This is a genomic window from Streptomyces sp. NPDC001922, from assembly GCF_042891165.1.
GTDB lineage: Bacteria > Actinomycetota > Actinomycetes > Streptomycetales > Streptomycetaceae > Streptomyces.
In genome coordinates, this window is record NZ_JBIASV010000002.1 from 40,210 (window position 1) to 63,581 (window position 23,372).

The following is a 23,372-nucleotide window of genomic DNA, read 5'->3' on the forward strand; positions in this document are numbered from 1 at the left end:
CCGGCCTACGCCGGGTCCGCAAGGCTTGCGGCCTCACCCGTCAGCAGCCCTGCCGAACTCTCCGCCAGCAGCCTCAGCGACACATACCGGCGCCACTCGCGCAACTACGTCGTCCGACAGTATTTTCGCGGGCCGCGCAGGTACACACTGCGCTGCGGCACAAGATCTTGGGGATGGAAGCACCTTCACAGGCGCCACCGCTGGAACAGCACCATGGACAGGAAGATAGGACGCGCGATCGACAGCGGCCGCCCCAACAACGCTGGGGGCTACTCCACCTATTCCACCTCGTGCCCGAGCTACGAAACATTCCGCACTGTCATTGGTACCCCGAGAGGCCCTAACGACATCCTCACTGCGTACCGCGTTACCATGCCTTCCAGCAGGTGCTAGCGGAAGCAGAGTGCAGTTCCTGAATTGCAGCGCAGATGAAGCAGGGAGATGGTATCGATGGTGCCGCGAACTCCGGCCGAAGAGTCCCTAGCTCGCTCCTACAGCGACGGCCGGTATCAATTCGACGTATCTGATCTGTTGGTCGAGCATCACCTCAACCGACAGGTGACGCTGACGTACCTTCTCACTGTGCGCAGCAGCGGGCGCCCGGCGGAGGATTGGGAATTCACAATGCTGTGGGATGACAAGTCCTTCGTGGATCTGTTCACTTCCTCGGCTCCCGACCCAGAACGGCTGAAGATGCTCGTGCACATTGTCCGCGCCCACATCGAGGAGTGGTGGTACACCAAGGGCGGCAACCAGAAATCGGCAAAAATGGGGCGGCGACTCTCCTGAATTGCTGACTTGCTTCACGTTGGGCCCCGCTTCCATCTGGTTGGGAGCGGGGCCCAACGATGCTTCCCGGTTTAGACGTCGTCTTATTTGGTGATGCGGCGGTGGCAGATGAGGGTTGCGGCTATGCCGACGAAGGCGAGGAAGTGGTCGGCTTTGCGCTCGTAGCGGCGGTGGAGTCGGCGGCAGCCAGCGAGCCAGGAAACGGTCCGCTCGACGACCCAGGGGTGGCGGCCCAGCCGCTGTGAGGACTCGATGCCCTTGCGGGCGATACGGTGCCGGATGCCACGCTTGCTCAGCCACCAGCGAGGGTGGTCGTAGTCGTAGCCCTTGTCGGCGTACAGCTTCGCCGGCCTGCGGCGGTGTAGGCCACGGCGGGAACGGATGGGCGGAACGCCACGGACGCTTCACCTCCGTCTGAGGCACCACCCGCCGGAACCCATAACTCAGCCGGAACCAACCGCTCAACCAGATCCGTCAGGCACTGCTCAACGAGCGTCAACGCCACAAGAAACGCCGCTTAAGGGGGGTACAAACTGTACCCCGCGGCAAGGGGGGAGACGCGATACCCATTACCCGCCAGTAGCCCCATTACGGTCAGTCATCATCCGATCACCGATGAAGCCCAGGGGCTCATGTGCACACCAAATTCAGCGGCAGCAGCGGCAACGTGGACGACGGATCAGCACAAGTCGGAGCCGCTGCCGTCGACATCATCACTATCCAGGCAACGATCGACCGCGCCTTACGCACCAGCACCGGCCGCATCGACACAGGCGAACTGGTAGACCTGGAAGCGCTGTTGCGTGGCCACATCGCTTCCCTTCTCCCCGCCGCCGAAGCCGTCACCGACCGGCTCTGGCGCGGGAGTCTCGCGTGGTACACCCGGCGGGCGCGCCTCGACGGCATCCGGCGCTAGGCCGAGCAGGGCCTCGGCGAGGGCCCACTCGCCGCGCACATCCAGGTGACCGCCCTCGCCCACGACTGTCAGTGGCTCCTGGCCGAGCACCGGGAGAGGCGATGACGGCACTCCAGTGGTGCACCTGGTGCACCGGATACACCCCGGAGCCCACCCTCATCGCGGTCATCGAAACCGGCAGCGGACCCGGCGCGATCCAGTACGCCTGTCCGGACTGCATGCGCATCTACCGGCTCCGGCCCTTCGACCCCGCCCTGAGCGGCTGCCCCGTGTACCAGCGGCACCGCGCCTGAGACAGGGCCCGGCGGCGCACCCGCCGACGGACCACACATCCCCCGCCCGGTGCCTCAACTCCGTGGACAGGTCACACGCCCCAGGCGGGTCCCAGTGAAGAACACCATCCGAGCAAAGGAGAGACCGTGATGCCGCACATCGTCACCACCACCGCCACCGACGGCGGGGAAGGCGACAAGCTTCCCGGGCAGCCGTACCCCGGACCGCACCCGCCGCCCACGCCCGACGGCGGCCCCGGCGTGCCCAACCCGCCCAAGAGCGCATGACCACGAGTACGGCTCAGGAGCGCCCCGGCCGCAAGGAGCTGGGGCGCGTCCTTCAGGACACCGGGGTGATGGCGCCGGACTGGGCTCCGACGTTCGCCGCCGTGGACCGGGCGGCGTTCCTGCCGGACCTCATGTGGCCGTTCGGCGCCGAGCAACAGGCCACCGTGCCCGTCGACAAGGCGCGGGAGCCGGATGCCTGGTACGCGGCGGCCGACCGCGACGCGCCCATCGTGACCCAGTGGGACGACGGCGCACACACCGGCACCGAGCCGGGACAGGTGTCGACGAGTTCCTCCTCCATGCCGTCCGTCGTCTACGGGCTGCTCCGGGACCTGGATGTGGACGAGGGCATGGCCGTCCTCGATGTCGGTACCGGTACGGGCGAGACGGCCGGTGCGCTGACCCACCGTTGCGGCGGCCGGGCGGTGACCACGGTCGAGGTGGACCCCGCCGTGTCACGGCTGGCGGGCGAACGGCTGGGCGCGGCCGGGCTGCATCCGGGGATCGTGGTGGGCGACGGGTTCGCGGGGCACGCGGACAGCGCACCGTACGACCGCGTTCTGGCCACGGTCGGGCTCCGGAGGATCCCCGGGGCATGGGTGGAACAGACGCGTCCGGGCGGCATCGTCGTGGCGCCGTGGGGAACGCACTTCACCCACGCGGACGCCGTGGCCCGCTTGGTGGTGCAGGGGGAGACGGCCAGTGGCCGCTTCACCCGCCCGGTGGAGTTCATGAAGCTCCGCGCGCAACGGCTACGCCTGCCGGGGCACAGCGCGTATGTCCCGGCCGATGCGCAGGAGTCCGCCGACCGGTCCGGTACGGACGTCACGGCGGCGGAGTTCGTCACCGGCCCGTACACCGCGCTCCCCTTCGTGCTCGGGCTCCGGGTGCGAAACTGCGTGCAGGTCGTGGCCCCCGTGGACGACGGGGCGCAGCCGGTGTGGTTCTACGGCCTGACGGACAAGTCGTGGGCCTGCACGGTGTTCCGGGACGGCGGCGCGGCGCGGGTCTGGCAGGCGGGGCCGCGCCGGCTGTGGGACGAAGTGGAGGCGGCCTGCCGGTGGTGGGCCGCCCGGGGTGAGCCGGACCACACCCGCTTCGGCCTCACGGTCACGCCGGAGGGCCACCGGGCCTGGCTGGACACGCCGGACGACTCCTGGCCGGTGTGAGGAACGGCGTCGGCCCGGCTGTCCGCCGTGTTCAGTGGCGGAGGGCCGGGCCCACGATCGTCCGCATCTGCGGGAACCGGCCCTCGGCCTGAGGGCGCATCCCCGAAGTGCGTCAGACCCGTTCCAGCGGCCGGTGGGGCCGGGCGGGGAGTTCGATCTCGATGACGTCTCCGGGGCGCACCGTGCCGCCGGCCGTCACGACGCTCATGATTCCGGACTTGCGCACGACGTTCCCCGCCTCGTCACGGCCCACGACCTGCTTCAGCAGCCCCTCCTGGAAGATGTCGATCTGCAGGCAGGGGTTGCGCAGTCCGGTGACCTCCACCACCGCCTCGTCGCCGATGTGCAGCAGGGTGCCGACGGGCAGGCCCAGCAGGTCGATGCCGCTGGTGGTGATGTTCTCTCCGAGGTCGCCGGGTGCCACCGTGAAACCGGCCGCCCGGAGCTCGGTGAAGAGTTCCTCGTGGATGAGGTGGACCTGCCGCAGGTTCGGCTGGGTGGGGTCCTGGGCGACGCGCGAGCGGTGCTTGACCGTCACCCCCGCGTGCACGTCCCCCTCCACGCCGAGCCCGGCCAGCAGTTGGATGCTGCTCCGGTTCGGCTTGGTGAACGAGTAGGCACTGTTGCTGCTGACCGCGGTGACCGATCCGCTCATCCCCGGTTCCCCCTCCTGAGTGGCGATGACCCACCGACACCCACCCGATGCCCCGCTGGTGAGCACAGGTGAGTCACTGATGATCCGCTGCTGAGCCTACTCCCGCCCTGCCGCGCCGGTCCCCCGCGTGGTCGACGACACTACGGGCCGCCTGCGCCACCGGGGTGTCCCGCACAACACGGCGCCGCGGCCCCCGAGCGGGGACCGCGGCGCCGTGTTGCGGGCGGCGGGGCGACGGACAGCGGTGGTCCGCCGGCCCCGGACGCGTCAGGCGTTCTTCACGGGCTCCTTCTCGGCCGGCCCGTCGTCCGTCGGCGCGGGGCCGATGCGGATCTCGAAGTCGCCGCCGAACTTCTCGTGTCCGGCTATCACCGCGGTCTCCACGGCTTCCTCGCCGATCTCGCCACGGACGATCAGCGGGTCCGTGCGCAGGTCGCGCAGCAGGGCCCAACAGAGTCCGATCATCACCAGGGTGAAGGGCGCGGCCACGAGAATCGTGAGGTTCTGCAGGCCCGTGAGGGCGTCGCCCTCACCACCGCCGATCAACAGCATGATCGCGGCGACGGCGCCGGTGAGCACACCCCAGAAGACGACGACCGGCTTGGTCGGCTCGAAGGAGCCCCGCTGGGAGAGCGTGCCCATGACGATGGAGGCGGCGTCGGCACCCGAGACGAAGAAGATCGCCACGAGGACCATCACCAGCAGGGACATGACGCTGGCGAGCGGGTACTGCTGGAGCACGCCGAACAGCTGGCCCTCGGGCGTCGACTCGTCCTTGAGCTTGCCGAGCTGCTGCAGCTTCATGGCCGAGCCGCCGAAGATGGCGAACCAGACCAGGCTGACGGCGCTGGGGACCAGGATCACACCGCCGATGAACTGCCGGATCGTCCGACCGCGGCTGATGCGCGCGATGAACATGCCGACGAACGGCGTCCAGGAGATCCACCAGGCCCAGTAGAAGACGGTCCAGCTGGACAGCCAGTCCGCGACGCCCTTGCCGCTGGACGCCTCGGTGCGGCCGACGAGCTGCGGCAGGTCACCGAGGTAGGTGCCGATCGTGGTGGGCAGCAGGTCGAGCATCAGGATGGTCGGACCGGCCACGAACACGAAGAGCGCGAGAACCAGCGCCAGCACCATGTTGATGTTGGACAGCCACTGGATGCCCTTGGCCACACCGGACACGGCGGACAGGATGAACGCCACGGTCAGCACGGCGATGATGGCCACGAGGACCCCGGTGCCGACCGTGCCCATCCAGTGGAGCTCCTTGAGACCACTGCCGATCTGCAGGGCACCGAGGCCCAGCGACGCGGCGGAGCCGAAGAGCGTGGCGAAGATCGCCAGGATGTCGATGACCTGGCCGACCCAGCCGTTCGCGTGGCGCTTGCCGAGGAGCGGCTCGAAGACCGAGCTGATCAGCTGGCGGCGGCCGCGGCGGAAGGTGCTGTACGCGATCGCCAGACCCACCACGGCGTAGATCGCCCAGGGGTGGAGCGTCCAGTGGAACAGCGTGGTGGCCATGGCGGTGTCCATGGCCTCGGCCGCGTCGGCCGGGTTGGTGCCCGGAGGCGGGTCGGTGAAGTGCGAGAGCGGCTCACTGACGCCGTAGAACATCAGGCCGATGCCCATGCCGGCGCTGAACATCATGGCGACCCAGGAGACGGTGCGGAACTCCGGCTCCTCGCCCTCCTTGCCCAGGGTGATCTTGCCGTAGCGGCTGACCGCCAGCCACAGCGCGAACACCACGAAACCGGAGGCGGCGAGGACGAAGGCCCAGCCGGCGTTGTGCATCAGCCCGTCGAGCATGGAGCTGGACGCGCTCTCCAGGGCGTCGCTGGCGAGCGCGCCCCAGAGGACGAAGGCCAGCGTCAGGACAGCTGTGACACCGAACACAGTCCGGTCGGTGCGGGGGCGGTGGGCCTCGTGCGGACCGGGCAAGTCCTGCACCACCACCGCATCGGCAGCACTCCCCGCGTCATTTTCTTGATCCGGCACGTGGTGACCCTTTCATGGCTTGAAACTTTCCTGCTCGCTGCCCCTAACCCGATTGCAGAAAATCATTCCATTGCTATTGGTAACGTTTTGGCCACCACGCCCCCGGGCATCCTCGCGCACCCCTTCAGCAGCTCGGCACGGGCCTCCCCGCGGCGAGGTGGTAGGCGGCCCGTTCGTCGAGCAGCAGCGGCACCAGGGCCCGCAGCGGCTGGCGCAGCGGCACCAGCACTCCGCCGTCGGCCGCCGGCCGTGAGCGCACCCCGTGCAGGGCGAGCTCGTCCCGGACCTCCGCGTACTGGTCTCCCGTGAGGCGGTAGCCGCACGGCGGGTCCCGGAGGATCTGCTCCTCACCGGCCGGTTCGTTGTCCGCGCCACCGAGGTACACCGGCCCGCGGTCGGCGTATCCGGCGAGCCGTGCCGCCGTGGTGGCCGCTTCGATGCGGTGACGCCGGTCACCGGTGAAGTCGAGCATCCCCGCGAGGGCGGCCTGCTGGGAGTGGACCCGGCGCCGGTTGTTGAGCGCCGGGTCGGCCTGCTCATCCTCGGTGAGCGGGTCGGTGCGGGTCTCGACCAGGAGACCCACGGAGTGCTTGATGCCGGCGGTGTTGCGGAGGATCCGTTCCTGGCCGTCGCCGGCGACCTGCTTCACCGGCTCACCGGTCACCGGGTCCGTCCAGATGCCGTAGATGCCGGTGCTGAAGCCCGCCGCACCGGCGGCCGGGCGGACGTAGCGCTCGGAGAGCGTGCGCGCCTCGTGGTGGACCGGCCCGGCGGTGTTGAGGTTGCGCGGCCAGAGCGACAGCAGGTCCTTGACGTAGTACGGCGCGGTCGGGCCGTACTCGTGCAGGTCGTAGACGAGGTCGGGGCGGTGGTCGCGGATCACAGCCGCGACGGCGCGGGCCTCCGGGGTCCGCAGGGCGATGTGGTCCCGGTTGATGTCGGTGCCGTCGGCGTTGCCGCGGGTGTCCGCCGCCCGCCCGTCGGGGTTGGCCGTGGGGACGACGAGGACGGAGGTGTGCCGCAGGAAGCGCAGCGTCGCCCGGTCCTCGGTGTAGGCGAGGTCGCGCACGGTGGACAGACAGGCGTCCCGGCCTGACGGTTCGTCACCGTGCTGGCTGCACAGCAGCAGCACGGAGCTGCCGCGGGCGGTCTGCGCGGCGTCCGGCGGGGTGTCGGCACCGATCCGGACGAGCTGGAGCGGACGGCCCTCCCCCGTGCTGCCGATCCGGTCGACGGCCACCCGCCGGCTGTCCCGGTCCAGCCGGGCCAGCAGCTCCTGTTCCTCCGGCTGCGTGGTCCAGCGGGCGCCGCCGCTGCGCTCGAACCCGGTACGCGGCGGCGCCGGGGTGGAGTCGGCCCGCGCCGGGACGACGATCAGCGGCGCGGCGAGTACGGCACCGAGGGCGCCGAGCAGAAGAGCGCGCGGTGTCACGAGGTCGTGCCTCCCTGGCTGTTTGCGAACGGGACCGGGCGGAGGGTGTGCGGAATGCGGATGCCGCGCGACGGAGCCTTCTCCGGTGCCGCGGACGACCCGCCCGCGGTGGCCTCCCGGAAGGCCCTGCTGCCACCGACGAGCGGGAGCCGGGCGGAGGTCCGGGCGAGGTCGAGCTCCAGGCGCGGTGTGGTGTCCGGGGGTTCGATCAGTCCGGCGTCGGTACCGGCGACGATCAGGGCGAGCCGGTGGCCGGCCGGGACGACGTGGTCGCTCGCGTGCAGGTCCAGGGTGATCGTGTACGTCCGCCCCGGTGTCAGCGGGCGGCCGGTGTGCTCCGAGGCGTGGTTGCCGAGGTCGGCCCAGCCGCGGCTGACGACGGTGTGGCCGACGTCCGCGGTCTTCGCCCGGGTCTGCTTGAAGCAGGCGCTGTCGCCGTCGGAGCTGCTGCCCCAGCAGGTGCGCTCGGGCAGGGTGCTGATGCCCTCACCGGTACCGGCGTAGTCGCGGACGGTGTCCGGGCCCAGGTCCACCAGCACGGCGGAGAGATGGGCGCTGCGGGTCGACGGGGTCGCGGTGACGGTCACCTTGCCGGAGCCGGAGAGCCGCAGGTCCCGGCGGAGCGGCCCGGTGCTGAAGCCGGCCTTGGCGGGGGTCGAGGTGCCGAGTTGTTCCGCCCAGTCGGTCTCGCTCAGCTTCGGGTCGTCGGTGAAGGTCTCGGTGCTGCCGGGGCGGGCGGGGCGCAGGCCGAGTGTGCCGACGCCGGGGGCGCTGCCGGTGCGGGGCCGGAGGGTGGCGTTCCGGGTGCCGGGGGCGGGCCAGACGCGGTCGGTGGACCAGCGGTCGGGGGCGCGTTCGACGTCGGCCATCGGCTCGCGCTCGATGCCGTTGTCGATGCCCAGCAGGTAGTGGTCGAACCAGCGGTGCAGGGTCTTCACCCAGGTGGCGCGGCGGAAGTCGAACGGGTCGACGTGGCCGGTCTGGGAGAGCCAGATCTTCCGCTCGACGCCGTTGCGGGCGAGGGCCTGCCACCACGCTCCGAGGTGCCGGCTGCGGACGTTGAGGTCCTGCATGCCGTGGACGGCGAAGACGCTGGCGCGCACCCGGCCCGCGTCCGGGCGGTAGTCGCGTTCGCTCCACAGCCCGGTCCAGTCGCCGGAGCGCGGGGCCCCGTCGACGAGGCGTTTCTGGACGGCGGCGCAGCGGGCCTTGGCGTCGGGGCTCTCCACGTAGTCGGACAGCCAGTCGGGGCCGCCGTCGTAGAGCGGGGCGCCCTTGGCGAAGTAGTAGTCGTACCAGGAGCTGATGGCGCCGATCGGCACGATGGTCTTCAGGCCCCGGACGCCGGTGGCGGCGACGCCGTTGGCGACCGTGCCGTCGTAGCTCTTGCCGATCATGCCGACGGATCCGCTGGACCAGCGGGCGGTGACGGCCCGGCCGCCGGTCCGGGAGCTGTAGCCGCGGGCCCGGCCGTTCAGCCAGTCGACGACGGCGCGGGCGGAGAGGACGTCGGAGCGGCCGCCGACGTCGACGCAGCCGTCGGAGCGGTTGGTTCCGGCGAGGTCGACGAGCACGCTCGCATAGCCCCGCGGCACGAAGTAGTTGTCGTAGAAGAGCGGGAACTGCACCGGGCGGCCGGCGGCGTCGTAGGTCTTCTTCTGGCTCTCGTTGCCGCGCCCGCAGCAGGAGTAGTACGGGCTGGCGTCCATGATGACCGGGATGCGGCGGCCCTGCCGGGCCGGTTCCCGGGGGCGGACGATGTCGACGGCGACCCGGTCGGTCCGGCCGTCCGCGTCGCCGTCGAGCCCGGTGTCCACCCAGACGGACTCGCGGATGGCGCGGTCGTAGGAGTAGACGGGCCGGCTCTGCTTCGTGCCGGACGGGGCTGCCTCGGCCCGGGACGGAGTGGCTTGGCCCCCGGACGGGGTGGCCTCGGCCCGGGACAGGGGGGCTGCCCCGGCTCCGGACGGGGTGGTCTCGGCTCCGGCCGGCTGGACGAACACGGCCATCAGGGCGGCACAGACCGCCGCAACGAACGTTCTCCTCGGGATGCGGGTGACCCGCGCACGTATCGCCACGGGCGGACGGTACTCCGGTCAACTGCTGCGCAGAAGAGGGCGAGTCGATACCGGGGAGACCAGGTGGACAGGCGCGACGATGTCCCCCGTATGGCGATCATGTGACAGGAATGACCATGGACACGTCCGGTGTCCATGGTGCCGAATAGTCTCGAACCGCTCCCCCGCTTCTACGAGTTGGAGGACTCGTGCACCGCAGACTCCTCGCCCCGAGCGCTCTCGCCTCCTGCCTGCTGCTGGCGATCCCGGCGTCGGCGGCCACCGCCGCCCCCGAGCCGGCCGAGCCCGGGGCCCCGGGTATCGGCGACCGCTACTACCCGGACTACGGCAATGGTGGCTATGACGTCTCGCACTACGACCTGCGTCTGAAGTACCGGCCGTCCAACGACCGGCTGGACGGCACCGCAACCCTGGTGGCCACCACCAAGCAGGCGCTGTCCCGCTTCAACCTCGACTTCGCGCTCGATGTGAGCGAGGTGCGGGTGAACGGCAAGAAGGCGTCGTTCGCCCGCTCCGGGAAGCACGAGCTGGAGATCACCCCGGCCAAGGCCCTGGAGAAGGGGCAGCGGATCAGCGTCGTGGTGCGCTACTCCGGCACGCCGTCCAAGGTGAAGGTGGACGGCTACACCGCCTGGCACCGCACGCCCGACGGCGCCGTGGCGGCGAACGAGCCCGAGGCCGCCTGGTGGTGGTTCCCGAGCAACGACCACCCGCTCGACAAGGCGACGTTCGACGTCTCCGTCACGGTGCCGAAGGGCACCCAGGCGGTCAGCAACGGTGTCCGCACCTCGGAGAGCACCCGGTCGGGCTGGACCCGGAGCACCTGGCGCTCCGACAAGCCGCAGGCCACCTACCTGACCACGCTCGGCGTCGGCAAGTTCGACATCACCACCGACAAGACCGCCGACGGCCTGCCGGTGCTCAACGCGTACAGCAAGGACCTCGGCGAGAACGCGGGCGCGGCCCGGGCGAGCGTCGAGCGGTCGGCGGAGGTCGTCGAGTGGGCGTCGACGGTCTTCGGCCCGTACCCGTTCAACGCGCTGGGCGGCTATGTGCCCAACACCAAGACCGGCTACGCGCTGGAGACCCAGACCCGGCCGTTCTACAGCCCCCGGCAGTTCTCCCGGGGCGCGAACCCCTCCCTGATCGTCCATGAGCTGGCCCACCAGTGGTGGGGCGACCACGTCTCGGTCCGCGGCTGGCAGGACATCTGGCTCAACGAGGGCTTCGCCAGCTACGCGGAGTGGCTCTGGTCCGAGAAGGAGGGCGAGGGCACCGCACAGGAGCTGGCCGACTACATCTACGCCGAGCACCCGGCCGACGACCCGTTCTGGACGGTCGCACCGGGCGACCCGGGCCCGGACAAGCAGTTCGACGACGCCGTCTACGACCGCGGCGCCCTCGCACTCCAGGCGCTGCGCACCGAGGTCGGCGACAAGACGTTCTTCAAGATCCTGAAGGGCTGGCAGAAGGACCGGGCGTACGGCAACGCCAAGGTCGGCGACTTCATCCGGTACGCGGAGAAGGTGTCGCGCAAGCCGCTCGCGGACCTCTTCCAGACCTGGCTCTACGACGAGTCCAGGCCGGCCGCCCCCGCGGCGGCCCGCGCCGGGCTCAGCACGAAGCGCCACCCGGCGGAGCCGAAGTCCTGGAAGCAGATCAGCGCCACCCACTCGGTCCACGACCACGCGCGGCCCGGGGGTCGTCACTGAGGTGGGGCAGCCGGTGGCCCGGGGCAGTGGCTCGAACGTCCCGGACCTGGGGTCACCGGCCCGAGAGCCGCTGACCTGGGGAGGTCACCGACCTCAGGTCCAGGGCCCTGCACAGGCCATCAGAGCCCGCCGCGCCGCACGGCGCGGCGGGCCCGGCGCGCGTAGGGCAGGTAGCGCAGCCGCTCGGGCAGCAGCGGCACCACGACGCTCACCACTCGCCCGAAGCGCCGCAGCCGGCGCTCCTGCCGGTCGGTCCACTCCAGTCCGATCGCCTCCCGGGCGTCCGGCGGCATGAGCCCGATGGTGAGGAACCGGCGCAGCCGCAGGAACGGCGGCAGCAGCAGCGGCCAGAGGGCACGCAGCAGCAGACGGGCCGCCCTCGGGCCCCGGTCGGGCGCGGGCACGGGCGCGTCGGTGTCCAGCAGCTCGCGGACCACGACGGTGGCCTCCAACTGCTCGTCGAGCACCTTGCGGTAGTACGGCCAGAACTCCTCGACCGTCTGCGGCATGTCCCGGTCCGCGATGCCCAGAATCCGCCCGACCTGGAGCCACTCGGCGTACAGCCGGTGCTCCTCCGCCTCGGTGTACGGGCGGCGGGCCAGCACGCCCTGCGCGTACCGGTAGACGGGGAAGCCGGTGGCGTGCACCCAGCCGTAGTTGGCGGGGGTGAGGGCGTGGTACTTGCGCCCGTGGGCGTCCGTCCCCTGGATGGTCCGGTGCAGGGCCCGCAGCCTGCGGCCCTCCTCGGCCGCCTCGGGACCGCCGTAGACCCACAGCTGCACGGAGGACAGCGACCGCTCGCCGCGGCCCCAGGGGTCGGTGCGGAAGACGGAGTGCTCGTCCACGCCCGCACCGATGGCCGGGTGCGCGACCTGCATGGTGAGCGCGGCGGGCAGCGCCATCACCGAACGGATCTCCCCCGCCGTCTCCCACAGCAGGCCACCCACGGGCGGCGGCTCGGGATCGGCGTCGCGGGCGGGGGAGGCGGATGCGCGGTGTGCGGTGGTCACGTGTCCATGATGACTCCCGGGGGTGCGGGACGCCTCCGCGGGGCCGGGCGGCCCGCGTTACGCCCCGCGGCTGCCGCCCACGCCGGCCGGTTCGCCGAGGATCCGGCCCGCCAGCTCGGTGGCCAGCTCGGTGACCGTGCCGTTCAGCGCCGCTTCGGCCGCCGTGACCTCCGCGGCGATCCGGGCGCGGCCCGCGGCGATCAGTTCGTCGCGTTCCCGTATGCCCTCGGCGCGGGCCGCGGCGATGAGCTCGGTGCCTTCCTCCGTCGCCTCCTGGCGGATCCGCGCGGCGTCGTGCCGGGCCTCGGCCAGGGCCTGCACACAGCGCTCGCGCACTTCCTCGGCCTCTGCCTCCAGCTGTTCGGAACACCGCAGGACGCCCTCGGTGGCCTGCTCCCGTTCGTACAGCACCTTCCCGATGCGCGGCAGCAGCACCTGGGACAGGACGCCGTAGGCGACGCCGAAACACACCAGGCCGAGGACGACGTCGAGCAGTTCGGGGTTGAGCGGTCCGACGTCCGTGGGGATCAGCTTCATACTCCAGATCTACCCGACCGACTCCCCGCATCGAACACCTGAACGCGACAACTTTTCGGCCAGTAACGGTAGTTACCTTCCCCGACGCCGGCTTCCACCCGGACACCCGAGCGCGGAAGGCACGCACCAGGCGGATGTCCGAGCGCCGGGGCCCGGAACCGCCTCCCCGCAGCCGCACCCCCCAGCAGCCACCCCGCCCCGGACCGCCTGGACAGAAAATCCAGATTGGACATACGATCCAGCCATGACGACGGAGAGCAGCCCGCCGGACCCCGCGTACCACGACGCGGCCCCGGCCCCCGGCACCCCGGCCGGCGCCCCGGCCGGGACCACGAGCCCCACCGGCACCGGCCACGCCGACCACCCGGACCCCCGGGTCCGCCTCTGGGCCCCCGTGTGCCAGGCCGTGGCCCTGCTCCTCGGCCCGTACGCGGAGGTGGTCCTGCACGACGCCGGGACCGACCGGGTGCTGGCCCTGTGGAACCCGATGGGCCCGCGCAAGCCCGGCGACCCGTCGCTGCTCGGCGAGCTCGACGCGCTGGACCCGTCGGCGCACGACGTCTACGGGCCGTACGAGAAGCTGCTGGCCGACGGGCGGCGGCTGTCGTCCGTCAGCGCGGTCCTGCGCACCACCGACGGCGAGCCGTCCGCCGTGCTCTGCGTCAATCTGGACCGGACGCCGCTGGACCGGGCGGCGGCCGTGCTCGCGGGCTTCGCCGCGCCCACCGCGCCGCGGCCGGAGCCGCTCTTCGAGCAGGACTGGACCGAGCGCGTGCAGCAGATCATCGGCACGTTCGTGCGCGAGCGCGGCCGGCCGGTGGAGCGCCTCGGGCGCGAGGACCGGCTCACCGTGCTCGCCGAACTCGACCGGGCCGGCGTCTTCGCCGTGCGCCGGGCGGTCCCCGTCGTCGCCCGGGAGCTGAAGGCCTCCCGGTCCACCGTCTATGCCCTGCTCGCCGACCTCAAGGCCCGGAAGGACTCCCCATGACCCGGCTGCCGGACTTCCGTCTGGAAACCTACTTCTCCCGCTGGGAGTTCACCGCCCGCCACCATCTGACCGCCTCCGACGTGCAGACGATGACGATGGCCGAGCTGCTGTCGCTGGCGGGCGAGGAGGACCGGCGCGCCTGGGAGACCCTCTCCCTGGGCTACACCGAGACCTTCGGCGACCCGGAGCTGCGCCGGGTGATCGCCGAGACGTACACCCACGCCGACGCCGACGACGTGATCTGCTTCGCCGGTGCCGAGGAGGCGCTGTACCTGGCGATGCAGGTGCTGCTGGAGCCCGGCGACCACGCCGTGGTGATCACGCCCAACTACCAGGCCGCGGAGACGGTCCCGCTGTCGCTGTGCGACGTCACCGGGGTCGCCCTGGACCCGCAGGAGGACTGGGCGCTGGACCTGGACCGGGTGGCGGCGGCCCTCCGCCCCACCACCCGGGTCGTCTCGGTCAACTTCCCCAACAACCCGACGGGAAAGGTGATCGGTGCCGAGGACTTCGCGCGCCTGGCCGAGCTCTGCGACGAGCGCGGCATCCATCTCTTCAGCGACGAGGTCTACCGCGGCCTGGAGCGCGACACCGCCCGCACCCTTCCGCAGGCGGCCGACCTGTCGGAGCGGGCGCTGTCGCTGAACGTCACCTCGAAGTCGCTGGGGCTCCCCGGCCTGCGGGTCGGCTGGATCGCCTGCCGCGACCGGGAACTCCGCTCCCGGCTGGAGCGCGCCAAGCACTACACCACCATCTGCAACTCCGCACCGAGCGAGCTCCTCGCTCGGATCGCCCTGCGGGCCCGCGACCGCATCCTGGACCGCAACCGGGCCCTGATCGCCGGCAACCTCCCCGCCTTCGACGCCTTCTTCGCCGAGTTCGGCGACCTGTTCGAGTGGCGGGCCCCCGACGGCGGCTGTGTGGCGTTCCCCCGCTATCTCGGCGCGGACGGCGTGGAGGCGTTCTGCACCGAGCTCGTCGAGCAGGCCGGTGTCCTGCTGTTGCCGGCGAGCATCTACCGGTCGGAGCTCACCGCCACACCCACCGACCGGTTCCGCATCGGCATCGGGCGGCGCGATCCGCAGCCGGCCCTGGACACCTTCGCGGAGTGGCTGCGCGCCCGGCGGTGAGACCCGGCGGCCCGGGGAGCGGGACGGTGCCGGTCGCGGGCCGCCGGCCCGGGGCCGGATCCGTCCCCCGCCGACCGGTTTCACATCGGCGGTGAGACAGCAATACTGTTGCACTCGTTCGGTGCAGCAGATGAAGGGTACGTCGGATGACCCAGCAGACCACTCCGGACGTCGGCTCGGGGGAGCCCTCCCTCACCGTCGACGAACTGGCGGCCCGCGCGGGCGTCACCGTCCGCACCGTCCGCTTCTACAGCACCCGCGGTCTGCTGCCGCCGCCCGCCATAGGCCCGCGCCGGGTGGGCCGGTACGGGCCCGAGCACCTCTCCCGGCTCGCCCTGATCGAGGAGCTCCAGCACCAGGGCATGACGCTGGCCGCCATCGAACGCTATCTGGAGCAGCTGCCGCCGGACCTCAGCCCGCACGACCTCGCCATCCACCGGGCGCTCGTGGCGTCCTGGGTACCGGACAGCGCGGAGCGGACGACCCGGGAGCAGCTGGAACGGAGGGCGGGACGCGCCCTGACGGAGGAGGACCTCGACCGGCTCACGGCGATGAGCATCCTGGTCCGGACCGAGGAACCGGACGTGTTCCAGGCCGACCCGGGCCTGCTCCACCTCGGCGTGCAGCTGCTGGACGTACCGATATCGCCGGAGGCGATCCTGACCGCCCGGGCGGTGATGGTGGAGCACACCCGCTCCGCGGCACGCGAGTTGAGCCACCTCTTCCGGCAGGAGGTGTGGGGCCCGGCCCAGGAGGGGACGCCGGATCCGGAGCGCGTGGCCCGGACGAAGTCCCTGTCGGCCCACATGCAGCCGCTGGTGGTCCAGGCGCTGGTCACGGCCTTCCAGCGCTCGATGAAGGAGGAACTCCGCGGCTGGCTGGGCACGGAGGGCTCCGAGCGCAAGCACTGAGCACCCCGGGAGGCTCCGGCGCCGGAGCGCCGGGACGGGCCCTCCGCCCGCTCTGTCCGGCCGCCGCCCTCCCGCTCTGCGGGGATCCCGCCGGAACCCCTCCGTGCCTTCCGCCGGGGTGCCGGGCGGAAGGCACGGGAAACGCCGTCAGGAGGGGTTCTTCACGACCACCGTCGTCACGACCTTGTCGTGCAGGCACTGGCGGAACGGTTCGTCCCAGCAGCACCACAGGACGTTCAGCAGGGGCAGCAGCGGGATGAAGCCCATGGCGAAGGTGATCCCCCAGCGGCCCATGGCGCGGCCGAAGGATATGTTCTGGCCGTCCTCCAGGCGTGCCACCCGGATTCCGCAGATGCGCTTGCCCAGCGTCGCGCCGTACTTCCAGGTCATCACGGGCTCGTAGAAGAGCAGCGCCACCCAGCAGCAGATGCCGAGGGCGGCGATGGTGATCATGTAGGCGTCGTTGTCGCGCCCGGGCAGCTGGAGCAGGACGACGACGCCGAGGACCACGGCGAACGCCACGATCAGGATGAGGCCGTCCAGCAGCCGCGCGCCGAGCCGGGCTCCCTGGTTGGCGAGGGCCTCCTGGGGCGGGCCGCCCATCGGTGCTCCGGGGGGCGCGGAATAGTACCCGGCGTACGGCGGCTGCGGCGGCGGGGCGCCGTACGGGCCCTGCTGAGCCCCGCCGTAGGGGCCTTGCTGAGGCCCACCGTACGGACCCTGCTGCGGACCTCCGTAGGGGCCGGGAGCTCCGTACGGCGCCCCGGGCGGCTGCTGCGGGTAGCCGTACGGCGGCTGCGGATGACCGTGGGGCTGCTGCGGAGGCTGCGGAGGGCCGTAACCGCCGTGCGGCGGCGGGTGTTCACTCATGCAAGGATCCAAGCGGACCGTTCCCCACCGTCGCAAACTCGTTCGGGTGCCCTGCCGGGATCGGTTATGAACGGTTACATTCCGGCCGCCCACCGGTACAGTCCGGCCACAGAGCCCCGCAGCCGGACCGCCCCTCCCGTGCCCCGGCGAAAGCCGTTGCACGGGTACGACACCCTCCGGCCACCCCACCGCCGCACCCACGAGCGCGGCACGAACGGCGGGGTGGTGCCCCGGCGTCAGGCGTCCTGGAACCGCTCGCCCCGCTCCGCCTTCTCCACCAGCAGCGCCGGGGGCGCGAACCGGTCGCCGTACGCGGCCTGGAGCTCCCGGGCGCGGGCCACGAAGCCGGGGAGACCGCCCTCGTAGCCGTTGATGTACTGGAGGACGCCGCCGGTCCAGCCGGGGAAGCCGATGCCGAGGATGGAGCCGATGTTGGCGTCGGCCACCGAGGTCAGCACCCCCTCCTCCAGGCAGCGGACCGTGTCGATCGCCTCGACGAACAGCATCCGCTCCTTCATGTCCTCGAAGGGGACGGAGACCTCGGACCGGGTGAAGTGCTCGCGCAGCCCCGGCCACAGCCCGGCGCGCCGGCCGTCGGTGTAGTCGTAGAAGCCGGCGCCGCCGCTGCGGCCCGGGCGGTCGAACTCGTCGACCAGGCGGTCGATGACGGCGTCGGCCGGGTGGGCCTCCCAGACCCCGCCGGCCTCCTCCACCGCGCGCCGCGACTCGTTGCGGATCCGGCGCGGGAGGGTGAGGGTGAGCTCGTCCATCAGCGACAGCACCTTGGCCGGGTAGCCGGCCTGGGCCGCGGCCTGTTCGACGGAGGCCGGGTCGATGCCCTCCCCGACCATCGCCACGCCCTCGTTGATGAAGTGGCCGATCACGCGGGAGGTGAAGAAGCCGCGCGAGTCGTTGACCACGATCGGGGTCTTCCGGATCTGCCGCACCAGGTCGAAGGCGCGGGCCAGGGCCTCGTCGCCGGTCCGCTCGCCCTTGATGATCTCCACCAGCGGCATCTTGTCGACGGGCGAGAAGAAGTGCAGGCCGATGAAGTCCTCGGCACGCTGGACGTTCTCGGCGAGCAGGGTGATCGGCAGGGTGGAGGTGTTGGAGCAGAGCAGCGCGTCCGGCGCGATGACGTCCTCGATCTCCTGGAAGACCTTGCGCTTCACGGCCGGGTCCTCGAACACCGCCTCGATCACGGCGTCGCAGCCCGCGAGGTCCTGCGGGTTCCCGGTGGGGGTGATCCGGGCCAGCAGCTCGTCCCGCTTCGCCTCGGTGGTGCGGCCCCGCTCCAGGGCCTTGGCGAGCAGCCCCGCGGAGTACGCCTTGCCCTTCTCGGCCGCCTCCGTCGAGACGTCCTTGAGGACGACCTCGATGCCGGCCTTGGCGCAGGAGTACGCGATGCCCGCGCCCATCATGCCCGCGCCGAGCACCGCGACCTTGCGGACGGTCCGCGGCTCGATCCCCGAGGGCCGGTTGGCGCCGGAGTTGACGGCCTGCATGTCGAAGAGGAACGCCTGGATCATGTTCTTGGAGATCCGGCCGGTCACCAGCTCGGTGAAGTAGCGGGACTCGATGGTCTGGGCGGTCTCGAAATCGACCTGGGCGCCCTCGACGGCGGCGGCGAGGATGTTGCGCGGCGCCGGGTAGGGCGCGCCGGCCAGTTGCTTCTGCAGGTTGGCCGGGAAGGCGGGAAGGTTGGCGGCGAACTTGGGGTGCGCGGGGGTGCCGCCGGGGATCTTGTACCCCTTGACGTCCCAGGGCTGCTGCGACTCGGGGTGGGCGTCGATGAAGGCGCGGGCCCGGGCGAGCAGTTCCTCCCGGGAGTCCACGACCTCGTGGACGAGCCCGGCGTCCAGGGCGCGGCGCGGCGGGTACTGGGTGCCCTGGAGCAGCACCTTCAGCAGCGCGTCGGTGATGCCGAGCAGCCGTACCGTGCGGACGACACCGCCGCCGCCCGGGAGCAGGCCGAGGGTGACCTCGGGCAGGCCGATCTTGGAGCCGGGGGCGTCGAGGGCGACCCGGTGGTGACAGGCGAGGGCGATCTCGTAACCACCGCCGAGCGCCGCGCCGTTGATGGCGGCGACGACGGGCTTGCCGAGGGTCTCCAGCCGGCGCAGGTCGCGCTTGATGCCCATGCCCATGTCGAACGCGGTCTGCGCGTGCTCGGGGCCGATCCGGCTCATGTCCTTGAGGTCGCCGCCCGCGAAGAAGGTCTTCTTGGCGGAGGTGACGATGACGCCGCGGATGGAGTCCTGCTCGGCCTCCAGGCGGTCGGCGACCGCGGTGAGGGAGGTCTTGAAGGCGGCGTTCATGGTGTTCGCCGACTGGTCGGGATCGTCGAGGACGAGGGTGACGACGCCGGTCTCGTCCTGTTCCCAGCGGATGGTGGTGGACTCGCTCATGTGGTGTGCTCCGTAAGGGGAATGGGACGGACGGTCAGAGGCGCTCGACGACGGTGGCGATGCCCATGCCGCCGCCCACGCAGAGGGTGACCAGGCCGTACCGCTGGTCACGCCGCTCCAGTTCGTCGATGACGGTGCCGAGGATCATCGCCCCGGTCGCGCCGAGCGGGTGGCCGAGCGCGATGGCGCCGCCGTTGACGTTGACCTTGTCCAGGCTCAGGCCCATCTCCCGGACGAAGCGCAGCACGACCGCCGCGAAGGCTTCGTTGATCTCGACCAGGTCGATGTCGTCGACGGTCAGCCCGGCCTTGGCGAGCGCCTTGCGGGCGGCGGGCGCCGGGCCGGTGAGCATGATGGTCGGGTCGGCGCCGGAGACGGCGGCGGAGACGATCCGGGCGCGCGGGGTCAGCCCGTAGCGCTCGCCCACCTCGCGGTTGCCGATCGCGACCAGGGCGGCGCCGTCGACGATGCCCGAGGAGTTGCCGGCGTGGTGGACGTGGTCGATGCTCTCGACCCAGTGGTACTTCTGCAGCGCCACGGCGTCGAAGCCGCCCGCCTCGCCGATGGTGGCGAAGGAGGGCTTCAGGCCGGCCAGGCTCTCGGCGGTCGTCCCGGGGCGCAGGAACTCGTCCTTGTCGAGGACGGTCAGGCCGTTGCGGTCACGGACGGGAATGACGGAACGGTCGAACCGGCCGTCCTTCCACGCCTCGGCGGCGCGCTCCTGGGAGCGGGCGGCGTAGCTGTCGACGTCGTGCCGGGTGAAGCCCTCGACAGTGGCGATGAGGTCGGCGCCGATGCCCTGCGGCACGAAGCCGGTCTCGAAGCTGGTCATCGGGTCCATGGCCCAGGCTCCGCCGTCGGAGCCCATGGAGACCCGGGACATCGACTCGACGCCGCCGGCGAGGATCAGGTCCTCCCAGCCGGAGCGCACCTTGGCGGCGGCCAGGTTGACGGCCTCCAGCCCGGAGGCGCAGAACCGGTTCTCCTGGACGCCGGCCACCGTGTCCGGCAGCCCGGCCGCGATGGCGGCGACCTTGGCGATGTCGGAACCCTGGTCGCCCAGCGGGCTGACGACGCCGAGGACGATGTCGTCGATGGCGGCCGGGTCGAGGCCGGGGAACCGGCCGCGCAGCTCGTGGATCAGCCCGACGACGAGGTCGATGGGCTTGGTGCCGTGCAGGGAGCCGTTCGCCTTGCCGCGCCCCCGGGGGGTGCGGATGGCGTCGTACACATACGCTTCGGTGCTCACGTCAGGCCTTTCACATCAGGGGGCGCGGACCGGTCCTGGGTCCGGTCCGCGGGAGAGGTTCTGGGGTCAGTCGAGCAGGGAACGGCCGATGATCTCCTTCATGATCTCGGTGGTGCCGCCGTAGATCGTCTGGATACGGCCGTCCGTGAAGGCCCTGGCGACCCGGTACTCGGTCATGTAGCCGTACCCGCCGTGCAGCTGGAGGCACCGGTCCGCGACCCGTTTCTGCAGTTCGGTGGCCCACCACTTGGCCATCGAGGCGTGCGCGGCGTCGAGCTCGCCGCGAGTGTGGTCCTCGATGCAGCGGTCGAGGAAGGCCCGGGTCACCGCGCACTCGGTGGCCATCTCGGCCATCTCGAAGCGGATGTGCTGGAGCTTGGCGAGCGGCCGGCCGAACGCCTCGCGCTCCTTCACGTACTCGGTGGTGAGCTCCACCAGGTGCTCGGCGCCGGCGATCCCGGCGACGGCGATGGCCAGCCGCTCCTGGGCGAGGTTGGTCATCAGATGGATGAACGCCCCGTTCAGCTCGCCGAGCAGGTTCTCCTTGGGCACCTTGACGTCGTGGAAGAAGAGTTCGGCGGTGTCCTGGGACTTCTGGCCGATCTTGTCGAGGTTGCGGCCGCGTTCGAAGCCCTCCATCCCCCGCTCGACGACCAGCAGGCTCAGGCCCCTCGCGCCACCCTCGGGGGTGGTCCGGGCGACGACGATCACCAGGTCGGCGAGGATGCCGTTGGAGATGAAGGTCTTGGAGCCGTTGAGCAGCCAGTGGTCGCCCTCGTCGGTGGCGGTGGTGCGGATGCCCTGGAGGTCGGAGCCGGCGCCGGGCTCGGTCATCGCTATCGCCGTGATCAGCTCGCCGCTGCAGAACCCGGGCAGCCAGCGGCGCCGCTGCTCCGGGGTGCCGAGCGAGGTCAGGTACGGGCCGATGATGTCGTTGTGCAGGCCGATCGCCAGACCGGCCGCCCCCGCCCGGGTGAACTCCTCGTGGAGCACGGCGGCGTAGCGGAAGTCCGTGGCGCCGCCGCCCCCGTACTCCTCGGGCACCGCGAGCCCGAGCAGCCCCTGGCGTCCGGCGGCGCGCCACACCGCGCGGTCGACGATGCCGTCCCGCTCCCACTGCTCGTAGTGCGGCTGCACCTCCTTGGTGAGGAAGGTGCGGACGGTGTCGCGGAAGGCGTCGTGCTCGGCGGTGAAGATCTGGCGCTTCAACGGTCCTCCTGAGGGGCCTGCGCGGCCCTGCCGGTGAGGTGCGGGAGATCCCAGTCGCGGGCCACCTCGGCGGTGTCCGCGCCGGGCTGGGCGGGCGGGCGGTGGACGGCGCCGGGGGTGGCGGAGAACCGCGGTGCCGGAGCGGGCTGGGTGATGCCGCCGTGGTCGACGAAGGTGCCGCGGGCGGCGAGGTGCGGGTGGTGGGGCGCCTCGCCGAGCGAGAGGACGGGGGCGACACAGGCGTCGGAGTCCTCGAACACGGCCGTCCACTCCTCCCGGGTCCGGGTCCGGAAGCGCGCCGCGACCAGGGCGCGGAGCTCGCCCCAGCGTTCGAAGTCCTTGCGGGCGGGCGCCGCGTCGGCGATGCCCAGGAGCCGGACGAATTCGTCGTAGAAGCGCTGTTCGAGGGCGCCGACCGCCATGTGGCCGCCGTCGGAGGTCTCGTAGGTGCCGTAGAAGGGGCAGCCGCCGTCGAGGAGGTTGGCGCCGCGGCGGTCCCGCCAGCCGCCGGCCGCCACCATGCCGTGGATCATCGAGGTGAGGTGGGCGGTGCCGTCGACGATCGCGGCGTCCACGACCTGGCCGGTGCCGCCGCCGCGGACGTGCTGGAGCGCCGCCAGGACGCCGATGACGAGGTAGAGCGAGCCGCCGGCGTAGTCGCCGAGGAGGTTCGCGGGCACCACGGGCGGTTCGTCGGCGCGCCCGATCATGCCGAGGGCGCCGGTGATGGCGATGTAGCCCACGTCGTGCCCGGCCCGTTCGGCGAGCGGACCCTCCTGGCCCCAGCCGGTCATCCGCCCGTAGACCAGGCGCGGATTGCGGGCCAGGCAGTCGTCGGGGCCGACGCCGAGGCGCTCGGCGACGCCGGGGCGGTAGCCCTCGATGAGGACGTCGGCCCGGTCCACCAGGTCCAGTACGGCCGCGGGGCCGTCCGGGGACTTGAGGTCGAGCAGCACCGAGCGCTTGTTGCGGTTGGTGATGTCGTACGCCGGGTCGATGCTCAGCCCCGAGCCGCCGGGGCGGTCGACGCGGACGACGTCGGCGCCGAGGTCGGCGAGGAGCATGGCGGCGAAGGGGCCCGGCCCGATGCCGGCCAGCTCCACGACGCGCACCCCGGCCAGCGGGCCGTTCCCCGATGCTCCCATCAAGCCCCCAGGACTGTGACACATTTGATGTAACATCAACGATGCTAAGAACGTGTTCCACTTCGCACAAGCCCCGGCGGCCGCGAAACGCGTGGTCCGGATCACCTCCGGCGCCCGGCCGCGCGCCCCCGCCGCGGGCCCTGGTGTCCGAGCGGGAACGCTGACGGGGGCAGCGCCTACGAGCGGGCGTCCAGCTCGGCGACCAGTCGCTTGGGGGCGATCACCCGGTAGCTCTCCTCCACCCAGTCGCAGAGCAGCTCGGCCTCCGGAGCGCCGCGTTCGGCCAGCGGCACCGACACCCATCCGGCCCGGCCCAGCCCGTAGCCCGCGGGCTCCGCGCCCGGCGACGTCATCGCGTGCTCGTGCACCGCGTCGTCCTTGAGCTTGACCGTGATGCCCGGCGGCCAACTGCCGTCCCCGGTGCCCAGGAAGACGAACACCTTCCGGTTCACCTTGATGACGCTCTCGCCCCAGGGGAACTCCTCCCCCGCGCCGGGCAGCCCGAGAGCGAACTCCCTGACCTGCTCCCGCACCTCCAGCGCCGCTTCCACTCGGGTCTCGGCAGGGTCCTTCGCCGCGGCCATGTCGTCCTCCGGGGTCGGCCGGCCG

General features: G+C 71.6%; 21 protein-coding genes and 1 pseudogene. 9 read left to right on the forward strand and 13 right to left on the reverse strand.

Annotation, left to right across the window (positions count from 1 at the left end):
* Positions 1-441: 441 nt before the first annotated feature.
* Positions 442-789: a hypothetical protein gene (locus ACFYYR_RS03650; RefSeq protein ID WP_388846520.1), complete on the forward strand. Its 348-nt coding sequence runs from the start codon at positions 442-444 to the stop codon at positions 787-789.
* An 83-nt stretch (positions 790-872) separates the two neighbouring features.
* Here the strand turns inward: ACFYYR_RS03650 and ACFYYR_RS03655 are convergent.
* A pseudogene (locus tag ACFYYR_RS03655) lies at positions 873-1,190 on the reverse strand (transposase); the annotation flags it as partial.
* A 233-nt stretch (positions 1,191-1,423) separates the two neighbouring features.
* Here ACFYYR_RS03655 and ACFYYR_RS03660 point away from each other — a divergent pair.
* The 4 genes from ACFYYR_RS03660 (at position 1,424) to ACFYYR_RS03675 (ending at position 3,434) form a co-directional block, all read left to right on the forward strand.
* Positions 1,424-1,705, forward strand: coding sequence for a DUF6415 family natural product biosynthesis protein (locus tag ACFYYR_RS03660; protein ID WP_388846522.1), 282 nt, complete (start codon positions 1,424-1,426; stop codon positions 1,703-1,705).
* A 101-nt stretch (positions 1,706-1,806) separates the two neighbouring features.
* Positions 1,807-1,998: a hypothetical protein gene (locus ACFYYR_RS03665; RefSeq protein WP_388846524.1), complete on the forward strand. Its 192-nt coding sequence runs from the start codon at positions 1,807-1,809 to the stop codon at positions 1,996-1,998.
* 129 nt (positions 1,999-2,127) lie between these two features.
* Positions 2,128-2,265 (forward strand): hypothetical protein, encoded by a 138-nt coding sequence (locus ACFYYR_RS03670; RefSeq protein ID WP_388846526.1) that lies wholly within the window; start codon positions 2,128-2,130, stop codon positions 2,263-2,265.
* Complete coding sequence (locus ACFYYR_RS03675; RefSeq protein ID WP_388846528.1) at positions 2,262-3,434, forward strand: methyltransferase domain-containing protein; 1,173 nt, start codon at positions 2,262-2,264, stop codon at positions 3,432-3,434. Before ACFYYR_RS03670 ends, ACFYYR_RS03675 begins: the two co-directional genes overlap by 4 nt.
* A gap of 112 nt (positions 3,435-3,546) precedes the next feature.
* Here the strand turns inward: ACFYYR_RS03675 and ACFYYR_RS03680 are convergent, their stop codons facing one another.
* From ACFYYR_RS03680 to ACFYYR_RS03695, 4 genes are all read right to left on the reverse strand, one after another.
* Complete coding sequence (locus ACFYYR_RS03680) at positions 3,547-4,089, reverse strand: MOSC domain-containing protein (RefSeq protein ID WP_388846530.1); 543 nt, start codon at positions 4,087-4,089, stop codon at positions 3,547-3,549.
* A 267-nt stretch (positions 4,090-4,356) separates the two neighbouring features.
* Positions 4,357-6,036 (reverse strand): BCCT family transporter, encoded by a 1,680-nt coding sequence (locus ACFYYR_RS03685; protein ID WP_388847244.1) that lies wholly within the window; start codon positions 6,034-6,036, stop codon positions 4,357-4,359.
* A gap of 172 nt (positions 6,037-6,208) precedes the next feature.
* Positions 6,209-7,516: a M14 family metallocarboxypeptidase gene (locus tag ACFYYR_RS03690; RefSeq protein ID WP_388846532.1), complete on the reverse strand. Its 1,308-nt coding sequence runs from the start codon at positions 7,514-7,516 to the stop codon at positions 6,209-6,211.
* The gene (locus ACFYYR_RS03695; protein ID WP_388847246.1) at positions 7,513-9,525 is read right to left on the reverse strand and encodes a Xaa-Pro dipeptidyl-peptidase; all 2,013 of its coding nucleotides are present in this window, start codon (positions 9,523-9,525) and stop codon (positions 7,513-7,515) included. Before ACFYYR_RS03695 ends, ACFYYR_RS03690 begins: the two co-directional genes overlap by 4 nt.
* Positions 9,526-9,782: 257 nt before the next feature.
* On the opposite strand from ACFYYR_RS03695, the gene ACFYYR_RS03700 reads away from it, so the two are divergent.
* Positions 9,783-11,306: a M1 family metallopeptidase gene (locus ACFYYR_RS03700; protein WP_388846534.1), complete on the forward strand. Its 1,524-nt coding sequence runs from the start codon at positions 9,783-9,785 to the stop codon at positions 11,304-11,306.
* Positions 11,307-11,425: 119 nt separating this feature from the next.
* On the opposite strand, the gene ACFYYR_RS03705 is transcribed toward ACFYYR_RS03700, so the two are convergent.
* Both ACFYYR_RS03705 and ACFYYR_RS03710 read right to left on the reverse strand, forming a co-directional pair.
* Entirely contained in the window at positions 11,426-12,244 is an 819-nt protein-coding gene (locus ACFYYR_RS03705) for an oxygenase MpaB family protein (RefSeq protein WP_388847248.1), read from the reverse strand.
* Between the two features lie 129 nt (positions 12,245-12,373).
* A complete protein-coding gene (locus ACFYYR_RS03710) occupies positions 12,374-12,853 on the reverse strand; it encodes a hypothetical protein (protein ID WP_388846536.1) in 480 nt (159 codons plus the stop codon).
* Between the two features lie 244 nt (positions 12,854-13,097).
* On the opposite strand from ACFYYR_RS03710, the gene ACFYYR_RS03715 reads away from it, so the two are divergent.
* From ACFYYR_RS03715 to ACFYYR_RS03725, 3 genes are all read left to right on the forward strand, one after another.
* Positions 13,098-13,841, forward strand: coding sequence for a transcriptional regulator (locus ACFYYR_RS03715; RefSeq protein ID WP_388846538.1), 744 nt, complete (start codon positions 13,098-13,100; stop codon positions 13,839-13,841).
* Positions 13,838-14,971: an aminotransferase class I/II-fold pyridoxal phosphate-dependent enzyme gene (locus tag ACFYYR_RS03720; protein WP_388846540.1), complete on the forward strand. Its 1,134-nt coding sequence runs from the start codon at positions 13,838-13,840 to the stop codon at positions 14,969-14,971. Before ACFYYR_RS03715 ends, ACFYYR_RS03720 begins: the two co-directional genes overlap by 4 nt.
* A gap of 146 nt (positions 14,972-15,117) precedes the next feature.
* Positions 15,118-15,882 carry a MerR family transcriptional regulator gene (locus ACFYYR_RS03725; RefSeq protein ID WP_388846542.1) on the forward strand — a complete coding sequence of 255 codons (765 nt, stop codon included), beginning with the start codon at positions 15,118-15,120 and terminating at the stop codon, positions 15,880-15,882.
* 147 nt (positions 15,883-16,029) lie between these two features.
* Here the strand turns inward: ACFYYR_RS03725 and ACFYYR_RS03730 are convergent, their stop codons facing one another.
* The 6 genes from ACFYYR_RS03730 to ACFYYR_RS03755 all read right to left on the reverse strand — a co-directional run bounded on the left by ACFYYR_RS03730 (position 16,030) and on the right by ACFYYR_RS03755 (position 23,347).
* Entirely contained in the window at positions 16,030-16,485 is a 456-nt protein-coding gene (locus ACFYYR_RS03730; RefSeq protein ID WP_388846544.1) for an RDD family protein, read from the reverse strand.
* Positions 16,486-16,988: 503 nt separating this feature from the next.
* On the reverse strand, positions 16,989-19,160 hold the full coding sequence (locus ACFYYR_RS03735; RefSeq protein WP_388846545.1) for a 3-hydroxyacyl-CoA dehydrogenase NAD-binding domain-containing protein: 2,172 nt from the start codon (positions 19,158-19,160) through the stop codon (positions 16,989-16,991).
* Positions 19,161-19,194: 34 nt separating this feature from the next.
* A complete protein-coding gene (locus tag ACFYYR_RS03740; RefSeq protein WP_388846547.1) occupies positions 19,195-20,409 on the reverse strand; it encodes an acetyl-CoA C-acetyltransferase in 1,215 nt (404 codons plus the stop codon).
* Positions 20,410-20,475: 66 nt separating this feature from the next.
* Positions 20,476-21,618, reverse strand: a complete 1,143-nt coding sequence (locus tag ACFYYR_RS03745) for an acyl-CoA dehydrogenase family protein (RefSeq protein WP_388846549.1) — start codon at positions 21,616-21,618, stop codon at positions 20,476-20,478.
* On the reverse strand, positions 21,615-22,763 hold the full coding sequence (locus ACFYYR_RS03750; protein WP_388846551.1) for a CaiB/BaiF CoA transferase family protein: 1,149 nt from the start codon (positions 22,761-22,763) through the stop codon (positions 21,615-21,617). The genes ACFYYR_RS03745 and ACFYYR_RS03750 overlap by 4 nt, the downstream gene beginning before the upstream one ends.
* 176 nt (positions 22,764-22,939) lie before the next feature.
* A complete protein-coding gene (locus ACFYYR_RS03755; protein ID WP_388846553.1) occupies positions 22,940-23,347 on the reverse strand; it encodes an MmcQ/YjbR family DNA-binding protein in 408 nt (135 codons plus the stop codon).
* Between the last annotated feature and the right edge of the window lie 25 nt (positions 23,348-23,372).

What these genes read in the sequence shown, in the direction of transcription:
- ACFYYR_RS03710 (WP_388846536.1), bottom strand. Translation starts at nt 12,853, where the DNA reads ATGAAGCTGATCCCCACGGACGTCGGACCGCTCAACCCCGAACTGCTC.
- ACFYYR_RS03755 (WP_388846553.1), bottom strand. Translation starts at nt 23,347, where the DNA reads ATGGCCGCGGCGAAGGACCCTGCCGAGACCCGAGTGGAAGCGGCGCTG.
- ACFYYR_RS03750 (WP_388846551.1), bottom strand. Translation starts at nt 22,763, where the DNA reads ATGGGAGCATCGGGGAACGGCCCGCTGGCCGGGGTGCGCGTCGTGGAG.
- ACFYYR_RS03680 (WP_388846530.1), bottom strand. Translation starts at nt 4,089, where the DNA reads ATGAGCGGATCGGTCACCGCGGTCAGCAGCAACAGTGCCTACTCGTTC.
- ACFYYR_RS03665 (WP_388846524.1), top strand. Translation starts at nt 1,807, where the DNA reads ATGACGGCACTCCAGTGGTGCACCTGGTGCACCGGATACACCCCGGAG.
- ACFYYR_RS03720 (WP_388846540.1), top strand. Translation starts at nt 13,838, where the DNA reads ATGACCCGGCTGCCGGACTTCCGTCTGGAAACCTACTTCTCCCGCTGG.
- ACFYYR_RS03675 (WP_388846528.1), top strand. Translation starts at nt 2,262, where the DNA reads ATGACCACGAGTACGGCTCAGGAGCGCCCCGGCCGCAAGGAGCTGGGG.
- ACFYYR_RS03725 (WP_388846542.1), top strand. Translation starts at nt 15,118, where the DNA reads ATGACCCAGCAGACCACTCCGGACGTCGGCTCGGGGGAGCCCTCCCTC.
- ACFYYR_RS03730 (WP_388846544.1), bottom strand. Translation starts at nt 16,485, where the DNA reads ATGGGCGGCCCGCCCCAGGAGGCCCTCGCCAACCAGGGAGCCCGGCTC.
- ACFYYR_RS03670 (WP_388846526.1), top strand. Translation starts at nt 2,128, where the DNA reads ATGCCGCACATCGTCACCACCACCGCCACCGACGGCGGGGAAGGCGAC.
- ACFYYR_RS03695 (WP_388847246.1), bottom strand. Translation starts at nt 9,525, where the DNA reads ATGGCCGTGTTCGTCCAGCCGGCCGGAGCCGAGACCACCCCGTCCGGA.
- ACFYYR_RS03650 (WP_388846520.1), top strand. Translation starts at nt 442, where the DNA reads ATGGTATCGATGGTGCCGCGAACTCCGGCCGAAGAGTCCCTAGCTCGC.
- ACFYYR_RS03735 (WP_388846545.1), bottom strand. Translation starts at nt 19,160, where the DNA reads ATGAGCGAGTCCACCACCATCCGCTGGGAACAGGACGAGACCGGCGTC.
- ACFYYR_RS03715 (WP_388846538.1), top strand. Translation starts at nt 13,098, where the DNA reads ATGACGACGGAGAGCAGCCCGCCGGACCCCGCGTACCACGACGCGGCC.